This is a genomic window from Tsukamurella paurometabola (genome assembly GCF_900631615.1).
In the GTDB taxonomy this organism is placed as follows: Bacteria; Actinomycetota; Actinomycetes; order Mycobacteriales; family Mycobacteriaceae; genus Tsukamurella; species Tsukamurella paurometabola_A.
The window spans coordinates 19239-32327 of the sequence record NZ_LR131273.1; the positions used below are offsets into that span (position 1 = coordinate 19239).

The following is a 13089-nucleotide window of genomic DNA, read 5'->3' on the forward strand; positions in this document are numbered from 1 at the left end:
CGCCTCAGCCTAATCATCCGATCTCCTCTCAGAAGGGGATCTTGCCGAGGAGGACGCCGACCACGAGCATGACGATCGAGACGACGAATGCCCGCCACAGGACCTTCTTGTGATGATCGGCCAGTCCGACGCCCGCGAGCGCGACGAGCAGCAGGATGGCGGGCACCAGCGGGCTCTGCATGTGGAACGGCTGGCCGGTGATCGACGCGCGGGCCATCTCCGCGGCACTGATCCCGTAGTGGCTCGCCGTCTCCGAGAGCACGGGCAGGATGCCGAAGTAGAAGGCGTCGTTGGACATCAGGAAGGTGAACGGGATCGACAGGACACCGGTGATGACGGCGAGGTGCGGCCCCATCGACGAGGGAATGATGCCGGTGACCCAGGCGGCGACGGCGTCGACCATCCCCGTGCCCTTGAAGACACCGGTGAGCACCGCTGCGGCGAAGACCATCCCGACGACCGAGACGATCGACTTCGAGTGCCGGGTGATGGCCTCCTGCTGATCGGACACCGCCGGGAAGTTCACGGCCAGCGCGATCGCGGCGGCGATCATGAACAGCACGGGGATCGGCAGCAGGTCGAGGGTGAGGACCGACAGCAGGGCGACGGTGAGCCCGGCGTTGAACCACATGAGCTTCGGATTGCCGTGCGCGCCCGACACCGGGGTGAGTGCGCTGTCTCCGGTGCCGCCGGTGCCAACGGTGGGTGGGACGGGGCCGGCGTCACCACCGCCGCCGGCGGTGACGCTCCCGCCGCCGGCACCGGCGAGGACGCGCTCGCGGATCACGATGCTGCCGAGACGCTTGCGCTCCATGAGCCCGAGGTGCCAGGCGAACGCGAGGACGACGACCATGCCGGCGACCAGCGACGGGATCATCGGTACGAAGACCTCGGAGGGCGAGATCTTCAGCGCCGCCGCGGCGCGCGCGGTGGGGCCGCCCCACGGGAGGATGTTCATGGTGCCGTTCGCGAGGCCCGCGACCACGGTCAGCACGACCGGGCTGACGCCGAGCTTGAGGTAGAGCGGCAGCAGCGCGGAGGTGGTGACGATGAAGGTGGTGGAGCCGTCGCCGTCGAGCGAGACCACGCCCGCCAGGACGGCGGTGCCGAGCACGAGCTTCGCGGGGTCCTCGCCGACGACGCGGACCACGGCCCGCACGACCGGGTCGAAGAGGCCGACGTCGATCATCACGCCGAAGAAGATGATGGCGAAGAAGAGCATCGCGGCGGTCGGAGCGAGGTCCTCGATGCCGCCGGTGATCATCTTGCCGATGCCCGTGCCCGCCCCGGCGAGCAGGCCGAAGATCACCGGGACGGCGATCAGCGCGACGATGGGCGTCGCGCGGCGCGTCATGATGACGACCATGAACGCCGCGACCATGGTCAGTCCCAGGACTGTCAGCATGGGTTTCTCCTCGTGAGTGAGTGATCGGGGTAACACGAGGAGCATGGAGGTGATGGTGTTCACAGCGCGCGGTTGTGCGTGTTAGTCGCTCTTTTGCGCGTTTTGCGCGGGGCGGCTCCGGTCAGCCGAAGGTGAACGAGTAGGCCGTCAAGCCGGGCGTCAGGGCGACGGTGACCGTGCCGGCACCGGAGGCGGGCCGGTCGACGACCGTGCGGACGTCCGGCGGACCGTCGACCGGGATCGTGCGAGTCGCGCCGGCCTCCGTGACGGTGAGCGTGCCGGTGCCGCCGACGTCGAGGTGGACGCGCTGCGCGGTGTAGGCGAGCGTGAGGACGGCCCGCTCGCCCGCGCGGATGTCCTCGGCACCGACGGTCCAGGTTCCGTCGAGCGCGAAGGTGTTGGGCCGCACGGTCTCCGGGCGGGTGAATGCGCGCGTGCCGGGGTCGTAGCCGCCGGGTCCACCGTAGCCCTGCTGCTTCTCGGCGCCGAGGTAGAGCTCGGGCGTCCGGTCCTTGTTCAACGGCGTGACGTCGGGGACGTCGGTCGCGGGAGGGAGTGTCGCCCCGGGGTTCGCGGCGAGCAGGAGCGAGCGGATCGCGGTCTCGGCCTTGTCGTAGTGCCCCTCGCCGAGGGTGACGAGCCGGATGGTCCCGGCGGCGTCGACGAGGTGGCCCGCGGGCCAGGCCACGTTGTGGTACGCCGTCCACGTCGCGGAGCGGTTGTCCACGGCGATGGGGAAGGTCAGGCCCAGCTTGCGCGCGCCCGCGGTGACGTTGCCGGCGTCGTGCTCGAAGGCGTACTCGGGCGTGTGCACGCCGATCACCTCGAACCCGAGGTCGCGGTAGTTCTTCCACCAGGCCTCGGCGTGCGGGAGTTCTCGCTGGCAGTTGATGCACGAGTACGCCCAGAAGTCGATGAGCACGACCTTGCCGCGTAGGCCCGCCATCGTGCGGGCCGCACCACCGAGCCACCGGTCGATGCCGGCGAACTCCGGCGCCGGCCCGCAGTCGGCGAGCTGCGCCGTCCCAGTGAACGCGGCCTGCTGGCACTGCTGCAGGGAACCGGTGCCGGCCACCTGCGGGGCGATCGCCGCGGCGCCGAGCCGATCGCCGACGGCGCGTGTGTAGTCCGGCACCCGCCTCTGGATGAGGTCGGTGACACCGAGCGCGAGGGCGACCGCGAGGACGATGACGAGGACGCCGCCGACGGCGCGGATCGCCCGCTGACGTCGTTGCAAGGCACGCACCCGGTCGGCCAGGCGGTGGCCGGTGAGGGCGATCGCGAGCAGCGGGATCGCGGTGCCGGCGGCGAACGCCGCGGTGAGGATGAGCGTGCGCAGGCCGAGGCTGTCGGTGGCGCCGGCCAGCGCGATCGCCGCGAGCACCGGTCCGGCGCAGGGCACGTAGACCGCGCCGAGGGCGGCGCCGAGCGCGAAGCCGCCCGCGGCACCGTCGCCCTGGAGGCCCGGGACGCGTTGCGGGAGACGCGCGAAGGGCCGCTCGAGCAGCCGCTCCAGCGGTGGGGCCAGCATCGCGGCGCCGAGCAGGAGCAGCGCCCCGATCCCGACCCAGCGGATCAGCCCGCTGGGCAGATGCAGGAGGGCGAGAACGAGGGTGCCGAACAAGGTGAACAGGGAGAAGCTGAGCACCAGGCCTGCGACGATCGCGACCGGCCGGGCCCGCGAGGTGGGAGCACCGTCGGCGCCGGTCCCGGCGCTGCCGAGCAGGACGACCGGCAGGACCGGGAGCACGCACGGGGAGACTCCCGCGAGGACACCGCCGACGAGGCCGACCAGCGGGAGCGCGAGCTCGGTCACGTCACCAGGTGGTCCCGTTCATTCCCGGGATCACGCAGTGACCCCATTTGTCGACGCGGCCGATGATCATCATGTCGTAGCCGGTGCACGGGGAATTGATCTTCGCGCACGTGTGGATCGTGGTGATGACCTTGTTCTCGCCGGGTTTGCCGCAGATCGAACCGACCGGGGGCGGCGCCGGGGTGGGATCGGCCGAGGCCGCGCCCGCTCCACCGAATCCGAACACTGCGACCGCGCAGGCCGCCATGGCGAATGTCCGTATTGTCCGCTGCATCGAGCACCTCCTGTGAGGCCCCCACGTCAGCTCTGATCGTACCGCCGGGCACCGCCCCAGCGACACCCGCTTCGTCCGATTTTCGCAGGTCAATACGTGTACGCGTACGCGCCGCCGGGCGCGTGCGGTTGTGCGCCCCCGGCAGGAATCGAACCTGCGACCTAGAGATTAGAAGGCTCTTGCTCTATCCAACTGAGCTACGGAGGCAGTGGTGCGGTGGTCATCTTATCGGCACGCCCCCGCGCGCCGGACTTGTGCATACGAGCGCAGTGCAACTTGTTGCATAGATCGCCCCTTCGCGGTAGCGTCGCCCGTGTGGCCCTCGAACACGCACTACTGGTCTCCCTGAGCGAGCGCTCGGGCACCGGGTACCAGCTCACCCGGCGCTTCGACCGATCGATCGGGCACTGGTGGCGGGCCTCGCACCAGCAGATCTACAAGACGCTGGCGCGAATGACGGAGAACGGGCTCGTCACCTACGTCGAACAGGCGCAGGACGGCAAGCCCGACAAGAAGGTCTACTCGATCACCGACACCGGCCGGAAGTCGCTGTCGGAGTGGATCCGCACCCCCGGCAAGGACGCCACCGACCGGCGCGAGTTGGCCACCAAGATCCGGGGAGCGGCACCGTCGGACCTGCCGGACCTGATGGTCGAGGTGCGTCGGGTGCGCGACCTCCACGCCGAGCGCGCCGAGTTGTTCCGCACTCTCGAGGCGCGCGACTACCCCGAGCCCGCCACGCTCACCGGCACGGCCCTGCAGCAGCACCTGGTGCTGCGCGGGGGCGTGTACTCCGAGCAGGGCACCGTCGACTGGCTCGACGAAGTGCTCGCAGCGCTCGGCCCCTGAACCAGCCCTCATCAGCCCGTACCTCGAATCAGCGAAGAAGGATCAGCCTCATGTCAGCGAAGTACCCCCACCTCTTCGAACCCCTCGACCTCGGCCACACGACGCTGAAGAACCGCGTCGTCATGGGCTCCATGCACACCGGCCTCGAGGACCTGCCGTGGGACATCGGCAAGCTCGCGGCCTACTTCGCGGCGCGCGCCAAGGGCGGAGTCGGCCTCATCATCACCGGCGGCTACTCCCCCAACATCACCGGTTGGCTCCTGCCCGCCGGCGCGAAGATGTCCAGCCCGCTCGACGCGATCCTGCACAAGAAGGTGACCGACGCCGTCCACAAGGAGGGCGGCAAGATCGCGATGCAGTTGCTGCACGCCGGCCGCTACTCCTACAACCCGCTCAGCGCCTCGGCCAGCGCGATCAAGGCACCGATCAACCCGTTCAAGCCGCGTGCCATGTCGGACTTCGAGGTGCGCAAGACCATCCGCGACTTCGGCAATGCCGCCCGCACGGCGCAGAAGGCCGGCTACGACGGGGTCGAGGTCATGGGCGGCGAGGGCTACCTCATCAACCAGTTCCTGGCGGCGCGCACCAACAAGCGCACCGACAAGTGGGGCGGTACGGCGGAGAACCGGCAGCGCTTCCCGGTGGAGATCGTCAAGGAGATCCGCAAGCGCTGCGGCAAGAACTTCATCGTCGTGTTCCGACTGTCGATGGCGGACTTCGTCGAGGAGGGCCAGACCCGCAACGAGATCCTGGCACTGGCGCACAAGCTCGAAGCGGCCGGCGTCGACATCCTCAACACCGACATCGGCTGGCACGAGGCCCGCGTCCCCACGATCGTGACCTCGGTCCCCCGCGCCGCCTTCGCCGCGTTCACCGCCGATGTGACGCGCGCCGTGAACATCCCCGTGTGCGCCGCGAACCGCATCAACATGCCCGCGACCGCCGAGGAACTGCTCGAGCGGGGCGACGCACAGCTCGTGCAGATCGCCCGCCCCCTCCTCGCCGACCCCGAGTGGGCGAACAAGGCGCGCGACGAGCGGGCCGAGGAGATCAACACCTGCATCGGCTGCAATCAGGCCTGCCTCGACCACGCCTTCGTGCACAAGAAGGTGTCGTGTCTGGTGAACCCGCGTGCCGGCCGGGAGACGGACCTCGTGCTCGCGCCGACCCGCGCCGCCAAGCGCGTCGCCGTCGTCGGTGCCGGGCCGGCCGGACTCTCCGCCGCTGTCAGCGCCGCCGAGTGCGGCCACAAGGTCGAACTCTTCGAGGCGAGCGATCACATCGGTGGCCAGTTCGGCTACGCCGCGAAGATCCCCGGCAAGGAGGAGTTCAACGAGACCATCCGGTACTTCACCACGATGCTGGACCGGAACCAGGTGACCGTGCACCTGAACACCGAGGCGACCGTCGATGACCTGGCCGGGAAGTTCGACGAGGTGATCATCGCGACGGGCGTCGTGCCGCGCGTCCCGTCGTTCCCCGGCGTCGACCACCCGAAGGTCATCACGTACGCCGAGGCGATCAGCGGCGCCAAGGAGATCGGCGACACCGTCGCGATCATGGGTGCCGGCGGGATCGGCTTCGACGTGGCCGAGTTCGTCACGACCGACAAGTCGCCCACCCTGCACCTGGACGAGTGGAACGCCGAGTGGGGCGTCACCCGTCAGGGCGACGTGCCGGGCTTCGTCACCAAGCCGGCCCCGGCACCGTCGACCCGGTCCAAGGTGTACATGCTGCAGCGCAAGAGCACCCCGCAGGGGATCGGCCTGGGCAAGACCACCGGCTGGGTGCACCGCGCCACCGTGAAGATGAAGAAGGTCGAACAGCTCACCGGCGTCAACTACGAGAAGGTCGATGACGCCGGCCTGCACATCACGTTCGGAGACGAGCGCAAGGACGCCCGGGTGCTGGACGTGGAGACGGTCATCCTGTGCACCGGCCAGGAGTCGGTGCGCGACCTCGACGAGGCGCTCGCCGAGCGGGGCGTGAAGGCCCACGTGATCGGCGGCGCGGCTCTGGCCGCCGAGCTGGACGCCAAGCGGGCGATCCGCCAGGGCACCGAGGTCGCCGCGGCGCTGTAGCGCCTACTTCAGGGCGTTACCGCTGAACCGGGTGGGGCGGATCGCGATCTTCACGCGATCCGCCGCATCGGGCGGCACGATCGACCCCTGGCCGTAGCGCTCGGCGAGACGGGTGTACAGCGACCCGGTGGGGTCCGGCTCGATGCGGTCGAGCTCGCCCCGGATCTCCAGGTAACCGTACGGGTTCCCGTCCGGCAGCACCGAGATCGCCACCCGCGGCTCGTGCTGCAGATTCCGGAACTTCTGCCGGTAGTCGGTGTGGGTGAACCAGATCAGCCCGTCCTCGAAGAGGAACCACATCGGGTTGACCTGCGGTCCGCCGTCGGGGCGTACGGTCGCGAGGTCGACGACGAGGGCCTGATCGAGGAGTTCGCGGGCGGCGTCGGGGATGTCTGCGGTCATACCGCAGACTCTGCCGCATCCTCCTCATCGGCGCGGTCCGACGCGACCTTTCCGTCACCGCGATCCGTCGCGCGCAGGCGGCCGATCGCGGCGTCGACGCTGATCGGCCCCGGCCCCGTGAACGCGAACAGCAGTAGCACCCAGCAGTACAGGACGGACAGCTCGCCGTCGTTGGCGAGCGGCGAGAGTCCGTCGCCGGCGTGGAAGGCGAAGTAGGCGTACGCCATCGAGCCCGACGCGATGATCGCCGCGGGCCGGGTGAGGGCGCCGGCGGCGACGAGGAGGCCGCCCACGAGCTGAATGATCGCGCCCCACCAGCTCGGCCACGCGAAGACCTCAGGGCTCGAGCGGTGGCCGCCGAGGAAGCCCCAGAACGTCGCGGCGCCGTGGAGCGCGAACAGCACACCCGTGACGATCCGGAGCGCGAACAGGTAGTACGGGGCCCAGCGGTTCATGTCATCCACCTTCATGCGATGCAACAATGGCGAGGCTAACCTAATGGCATACGTTCCGGTCCGCCACTCGAAGCGCGTCACAGCAGGTCCGGCGTGAGCGGAATCGTCCCGAGGGCTCCGTTACGATCGGGACCCATGCCAGTACCCGCACCCCATCAGTCCGCCCGCGCCGTCGTCAGCGGCGGCTCCTCCGGCATCGGTGTCGCCCTCGCCACGGAGCTCGCGCGTCGCGGCCACTCGGTCATCCTCGTCGCCCGCAGCACCGGTCCCATGGAGGAACTGGCCGCGAAGCTGCGCGCCGAGTTCGGCGTGGAGGCCGAGGTCCGCGGCGTCGACCTCTCCGATCACGCCGCCCGCGCCGTGCTCTGCGAGGAACTCGCCTCCCGCGAGATCTCCATCCTCTGCAACAACGCCGGCACCGCGACCTTCGGCCGGGTGATCGACCTGGACTTCGACTACGAGCGCGCACAGCTCGAGCTCAACGCGAACGCCGTGCACGACCTGACGCTGGCGGTCCTGCCGCAGATGGTGCAGCGCGGCAGCGGCGGCATCATGATCACCGGCTCGGCGGCCGGCAACATGCCGATCCCGAACAACGCCACGTACGCGGCGTCGAAGGCCTTCGCCAACACCTTCTCCGAGTCGCTGCGCGGCGAGTTGAAGAAGACCGGTGTGCACGTCACGCTGCTGGCCCCCGGCCCCGTGCGGACCGAACTCCCCGACCCCGAGGACCGCTCCACGGTCGAGAAGGTCGTGCCCGAGTTCCTGTGGGTCAACACCGAGTACACCGCGCGCGTGACCCTCGACGCGCTGGAGAAGAACAAGATGCGCGTCGTGCCCGGCCTGCTGTCGAAGGGCATGTCGATGGCCGGCAACTACACCCCGCGCGGCATCATGGCGCCCATCGTCGGCGAGATGTACAAGAAGCTCGCGGGGAACTGATGCACCCCACCGGGCCGGGCCTGCCGCAGCGCCCGTTCCCTCCGATCCAGCACCAGTGGATCGCCGGGCCGAGCGATGCGACGCGCGCCGCATGGGCCGTCGCGCGGGCGATGATGTGGAACAAGCCGATGTGGGTGCTCTACGCGGTCATCGCCGCCCTGACGGTGTGGGACTTCACCCGCATGGGCTGGCTGGGATTGTTCAGCGTCGTGGTCTTCACCCTCGCCCTGGGCCTGCTCTTCCTCGTCTATTTCGGGTACTACCTTTCGGCGACGAAAGCACTGCTGTGTCCGGGCGCGACATGGGCGACCGGCTTCGGCCCGGCCGAGCTCTCACTGATCAACCCGATCTCGACGAGCGTGATCGACTACGCGGCGATCACCGCCGCACGGCGGGTCGGTCCGGTCGTCGTGATCCGGTACCGCGGCGGCGTGCTGTACGACGGGATCCCATCCCAGCTGGTCCCCGAGCGCGACTTCGAGATGCTGCGCCGAGCGGCGAAGACGAAGTAGTTCCTCCGACGCGACGGAAGTCCGGTCGTCGGATCCCACGATCGTGGGATCCGATGACCGGACTTCCGTCGTCGCGCTCGCTCAGCGGCGACGCTTGGTGCCGAAGATGCTGCGGGACAGCTCCCGGCCGGCGCTGGACGCCGCGGACCGGAGGAAGGACTTCACGGCCGGGTTGCTCATCACGTCCGAGACCCAGGAGGACTCCTCCTCTTCCTTCTTCGGCGCGGGCGGTGGCGGGGGCGCCTGCTCGGCAGGCGCGTTCTCCTGCTGCGCCTGCTGCGCGTTGGCCGACAGCTTCTCGAAGGCCGAGAGGTTGTCGATGGTCTGCGCGTACTTGCCCCACAGCGGCGAGGCCTGCGCGGCCGAGCGGACGGCATCGTCGCCGATCGCGGACATCAGCGAACGCGGGGCCCGCAGGCGGGTCCACGCGACGGGCGTCGGCGCGCCCTTGTCCGAGAGCACGGTGACGATCGCCTCGCCGATGCCGAGGCTGGTGAGGGCCTCGTCGAGCTTGTAGGCGGGCGACGTCGGGTAGGTCTTGACCGTCTTGCTCAGCGCGGCCTGATCCTCCGGCGTGAAGGCGCGCAGGGCGTGCTGGATGCGCGCGCCGAGCTGGCTGAGCACGGGGTTCGGGATGTCGGTGGGCAGCTGGGAGCAGAAGAAGACGCCCACGCCCTTGGAACGGATCAGCTTGACGGTCTGCTCGACCTGGTCCTTGAAGGCCTTGCTGGCGTCGGCGAACAGCAGGTGCGCCTCGTCGAAGATGAAGACGAGCTTCGGCTTGTCGAGGTCGCCCGCCTCGGGCAGGTACTGGAACAGGTCGGCCAGGACCCACATGAGGAAGGTGGAGAACAGCGTCGGCCGCGCGGCCTGATCGCCGAGCTCGAACAGGGTGACGACGCCCTGGCCGCCCGCGGTGCGCAGCAGGTCGCCCATGTCGATCTCGGGCTCACCGAAGAACGTGTCGCCGCCTTCGGCCTCGAGGTTGACGAGGGCGCGCAGGATCACGCCGGCGGTCTGCTTGCTGACGCCGCCGATGCCCTCGAGATCGGCCTTCCCCTCCGCGGAGGTCAGGTACGCGATGACCGAGCGCAGGTCCTTGAGATCGAGCAGCTCGAGTTGGTTCTGATCGGCCCAGTGGAAGATCAGGCCGAGCGTCGACTCCTGAGTCGCGTTGAGTCCGAGCACCTTCGACAGCAGGATCGGACCGAACGAGGAGATGGTGGCGCGAATCGGCACGCCGACACCGTTCGTACCGAGCGAGACGAACTCGGTCGGGACCGACGCGGGCTTCCAGTCGTCGCCCGTGTCGGTGGCGCGCGAGGCGGTCCTGTCGTTCGCCTCCCCCGGCTTGGACAGGCCGGCCAGGTCGCCCTTGATGTCGGCGAGCACCACGGGCACGCCGTTGGCCGACAGCTGCTCGACGATGAGCTGCAGCGTCTTCGTCTTGCCGGTACCCGTCGCGCCGGCGACGAGGCCGTGCCGGTTCATCATGGCCAGCGGGATCCGCACCTTGGCCGACGGGTCGACGGTGCCGTCCACGAGGACGGTCCCGAGCTCCAGGGCGGGCCCCGAGAATTCGTAGCCGGCGGCGATCGTCTGCGCCGGGGAGTTCGCGTTGTCAGTCACGGTGCAAACCCTAACCCGAGACCTGGGTCAATAGAGGTTCTGACGGTAGTCGAGGTCGACGCCCGCCCGCATGACCCGTTCGTTCGCCACGGCGCGCAGCACCCGCGCGCCGACGCCCCCGGTCGTGTTGCGTTTGACATGGTCGGTCCACACCGCCGACGGCCGGGGCAGGGCGTCCCGGTCGACGTGCCGTCCGGTGTCCCACAGCGCGGCGGTCGCGATCCCCTCGCTCCGGGCGAGCCGGACGCGGGAGACCTCGACGACGACCACCGCCTTCGGCGCCTTGCCCCGTTCCGCGAGTTGCTCCCGAAGATCCGTGTCGGTGCTGATGGTGGCCGTGCCGGTGAGCTCGAGCGTCCGGTCGTCTCCGGGGACGAGCGCGAGCACCGCCACCTCCGGGTGAGCGACGATGTTGTGCAGGGTGTCCGTGCGCCTGTTGCCCGGGCGGTCGGCGATCGCGACGGTCGTGGGTCCGAGGAGGCGGAGGTCGCCGGCGGGGTCGCCGCGGGGGCTACTGTCGGCCCGGCCGTCCTCGTCGCGGGAGCTGATCACCGCGAACGGGGCGGCGCCGAGGAACGCGGCGGCCGCCGGGCCGATGGCGGCGGCGTCGTCCTCCGCGGCGGCCGCGGCGGGCGCGACCGGCGCAGCGGGGTTCCAGAGCCCGGCGCGGATCACCGCCTTCCCGCAGTGGAGGTACGCCTCGCGCACGGTGAAGCCGTCGGCGCCGACCGTGCCGTTGATCCGCAGGGTCTCGCGCCACCCCGGGACGAGCATGAGGAGGGACGCCCCTCCGGCCGCGGCGTCATCCGGGAAGCCCAGGTCGAGGCGCGTCGGTGCGGTCACCTTCGCGAAGCCGGGCGCGCCACCGAGGAGCCGCGTGCGCTGGACGCCGTCGCGATCCACGTAACCGAGGACGGCCGCCGTGGAGACGGCGAGGATCGTCCGACAGTGTTCGTCCAGGTGGTCGATCGTCTTGAGCATCATCGCGGAGACCGGCTTCCCGACCGCGTTCTCGAGTTCCGACACCGATCCGACGGGATTCATGAGGCCAGGCTACCCTCGCTCTTCGGGATCGCGATGCCCCCGACGAGGTTGGTTACGCTCATCGGCGTGGACGACAAACTCGTGTGGGTCGATTGTGAGATGACCGGCCTCGACCTGACCTCTGACCGACTCATCGAGATCGCCGCCCTGGTGACCGATGGTGATCTGAACATCCTCGGCGAGGGCGTGGACCTGGTGATCCACGCCGACGACGACGCACTCGCGGCCATGCCGCCCGTGGTGCAGGAGATGCACGCGCGCTCCGGCCTGACGGAAGAGGTCCGCGCGTCGACGGTGACGGTGCGCGAGGCCGAGGAGGCCGTGCTCGCCTACCTGCGCGAGCACATCGAGGCCGGCGCCGTGCCGCTGGCGGGCAACTCGATCGCCACCGACCGCCGGTTCATCGCCAAGGAGATGCCCGAGCTGGACGACTTCCTGCACTACCGGATGGTGGACGTCAGCTCCATCAAGGAACTGTGCCGCCGCTGGTACCCGCGGATCTACTTCGGCCAGCCCGACAAGGGCCTCGCGCACCGCGCCCTCGCCGACATCCGCGAGTCGATCCGCGAGCTCAAGTACTACCGCAGCACTGCCTTCGTGCCGACCCCCGGACCGTCGACCGAGGAGATCGCCGCAGCCGTCGAGAAGCTCGGCCCGGCCTGAAATCGCAGGTCACCGCGCTCGGTGAGGCGGAGGCCATACCGATTGGATTCCGCTGGAACCGTCGGGTAAAGTTCTTCGAGCCTGGCGATCCCAGGCACCTGGTGGGTGTAGTTCAGTTGGTAGAGCACCAGATTGTGATTCTGGCTGTCGCGGGTTCGAGTCCCGTCATCCACCCCAAGTGGAGAAGCCCGGTCTTGCAACAGGATTCGTTGCGAGGCCGGGTTTCTTCGTGTCTGCGCAACGTGGCGTGATGAGGGTCTTGCCACCTTAGCTCTTGTCCAAATGCGACGACCCCGGTAGGTGTTGGTAGCACCTGAGCCGGGGTCTGGCCACGAACGGATCAGACCCGCTCATGCATGACACAACTGTATTCGGGCACGCATGGCTGCCCGTCAATTCCTCGACGCTCTCGCCCTCGTCCTGGTCACCTACGCTGCTCCGTACGCCTTCGTGGCGCTCGTGCGGGCGGTCGCAGGATGAACGTCAACCTTCGAACCACACTCACCCGCTCCACCCCCCGTGGATGAGCCGCCCCGCAATCCCCGGTAGCCGTGCGTTCATGGACATGGCTGCCCGGTCGCACGCTGACCGTAAGGCGCACCGATCCGGCTACGTCGACGCCGGTACCCCGATCCGCACTGAGCTGGTCCATACGCATGGCGGGTCGCATCGCACGCGGTGAGTGTTCCTGCTGCCTCGCGCCGCCCTGTACGCCGTCTGAGCGGCCCCATACGGGCCTACATGGCACGGCCCTGCAAGGCGTCTCCCCTACTTCGAATACCCACCCGGTTGTCCGATCCCCCCGAGAAGAAGGAATCCCCTGTTGAATCTCGCAGCCCTCACCCGCGAATCCCGCACCGTCGTGTTCTCCAACCTCGTCGGTCAAGCTGGTATTCCTCCGGTCCGGTAGCCGTCGCGGCCAGTTGTACGACGCTTTCGCCCGTGGCGGTGACTCGCTCACCGTTCGGCATGACGGCCTAGTGGTGTCGGGGGCGAAGCTTCGCGTGACACGGGAAG

12 protein-coding genes and 2 tRNA genes are annotated in these 13089 nt (G+C 69.2%); 6 read left to right on the top strand and 8 right to left on the bottom strand.

Annotation, left to right across the window (positions count from 1 at the left end; translation table 11 throughout):
• Positions 1-28: 28 nt before the first annotated feature.
• From ELY19_RS00105 to ELY19_RS00120, 4 genes are all read right to left on the bottom strand, one after another.
• Complete coding sequence (locus tag ELY19_RS00105) at positions 29-1405, bottom strand: CitMHS family transporter (RefSeq protein ID WP_126194381.1); 1377 nt, start codon at positions 1403-1405, stop codon at positions 29-31.
• A gap of 121 nt (positions 1406-1526) precedes the next feature.
• Positions 1527-3221 carry a redoxin domain-containing protein gene (locus ELY19_RS00110; protein WP_126194382.1) on the bottom strand — a complete coding sequence of 565 codons (1695 nt, stop codon included), beginning with the start codon at positions 3219-3221 and terminating at the stop codon, positions 1527-1529.
• Position 3222: 1 nt separating this feature from the next.
• Positions 3223-3468 carry a hypothetical protein gene (locus tag ELY19_RS00115; RefSeq protein ID WP_227967081.1) on the bottom strand — a complete coding sequence of 82 codons (246 nt, stop codon included), beginning with the start codon at positions 3466-3468 and terminating at the stop codon, positions 3223-3225.
• A 160-nt stretch (positions 3469-3628) separates the two neighbouring features.
• Positions 3629-3702, bottom strand: a tRNA-Arg gene (locus ELY19_RS00120).
• Positions 3703-3810: 108 nt separating this feature from the next.
• On the opposite strand from ELY19_RS00120, the gene ELY19_RS00125 reads away from it, so the two are divergent.
• Entirely contained in the window at positions 3811-4344 is a 534-nt protein-coding gene (locus tag ELY19_RS00125; RefSeq protein WP_126194384.1) for a PadR family transcriptional regulator, read from the top strand.
• Positions 4345-4394: 50 nt separating this feature from the next.
• Positions 4395-6425, top strand: coding sequence for an NADPH-dependent 2,4-dienoyl-CoA reductase (locus ELY19_RS00130; RefSeq protein WP_126194385.1), 2031 nt, complete (start codon positions 4395-4397; stop codon positions 6423-6425).
• A 3-nt stretch (positions 6426-6428) separates the two neighbouring features.
• Here ELY19_RS00130 and ELY19_RS00135 read toward each other — a convergent pair whose 3' ends face one another.
• Both ELY19_RS00135 and ELY19_RS00140 read right to left on the bottom strand, forming a co-directional pair.
• Positions 6429-6827 carry a PPOX class F420-dependent oxidoreductase gene (locus ELY19_RS00135; RefSeq protein ID WP_126194386.1) on the bottom strand — a complete coding sequence of 133 codons (399 nt, stop codon included), beginning with the start codon at positions 6825-6827 and terminating at the stop codon, positions 6429-6431.
• On the bottom strand, positions 6824-7297 hold the full coding sequence (locus ELY19_RS00140) for a DoxX family protein (protein ID WP_227967082.1): 474 nt from the start codon (positions 7295-7297) through the stop codon (positions 6824-6826). Before ELY19_RS00140 ends, ELY19_RS00135 begins: the two co-directional genes overlap by 4 nt.
• Positions 7298-7417: 120 nt before the next feature.
• Here ELY19_RS00140 and cmrA point away from each other — a divergent pair, with 120 nt between their 5' ends.
• Both cmrA and ELY19_RS00150 read left to right on the top strand, forming a co-directional pair.
• Entirely contained in the window at positions 7418-8224 is an 807-nt protein-coding gene (gene cmrA, locus ELY19_RS00145; protein ID WP_126194387.1) for a mycolate reductase, read from the top strand.
• A complete protein-coding gene (locus tag ELY19_RS00150) occupies positions 8224-8736 on the top strand; it encodes a hypothetical protein (RefSeq protein WP_126194388.1) in 513 nt (170 codons plus the stop codon). Before cmrA ends, ELY19_RS00150 begins: the two co-directional genes overlap by 1 nt.
• An 81-nt stretch (positions 8737-8817) precedes the next feature.
• Here ELY19_RS00150 and ELY19_RS00155 read toward each other — a convergent pair whose 3' ends face one another.
• Positions 8818-10365: a helicase HerA-like domain-containing protein gene (locus tag ELY19_RS00155; protein ID WP_126194389.1), complete on the bottom strand. Its 1548-nt coding sequence runs from the start codon at positions 10363-10365 to the stop codon at positions 8818-8820.
• 27 nt (positions 10366-10392) lie between these two features.
• The gene (locus ELY19_RS00160) at positions 10393-11409 is read right to left on the bottom strand and encodes a pyridoxamine 5'-phosphate oxidase family protein (protein WP_126194390.1); all 1017 of its coding nucleotides are present in this window, start codon (positions 11407-11409) and stop codon (positions 10393-10395) included.
• Positions 11410-11475: 66 nt separating this feature from the next.
• Between ELY19_RS00160 and orn the strand changes: the two genes are divergently transcribed.
• Positions 11476-12072: an oligoribonuclease gene (gene orn, locus ELY19_RS00165; RefSeq protein WP_126194391.1), complete on the top strand. Its 597-nt coding sequence runs from the start codon at positions 11476-11478 to the stop codon at positions 12070-12072.
• Between the two features lie 101 nt (positions 12073-12173).
• Positions 12174-12249: transfer RNA gene (locus ELY19_RS00170), tRNA-His, on the top strand.
• Positions 12250-13089: the final 840 nt, after the last annotated feature.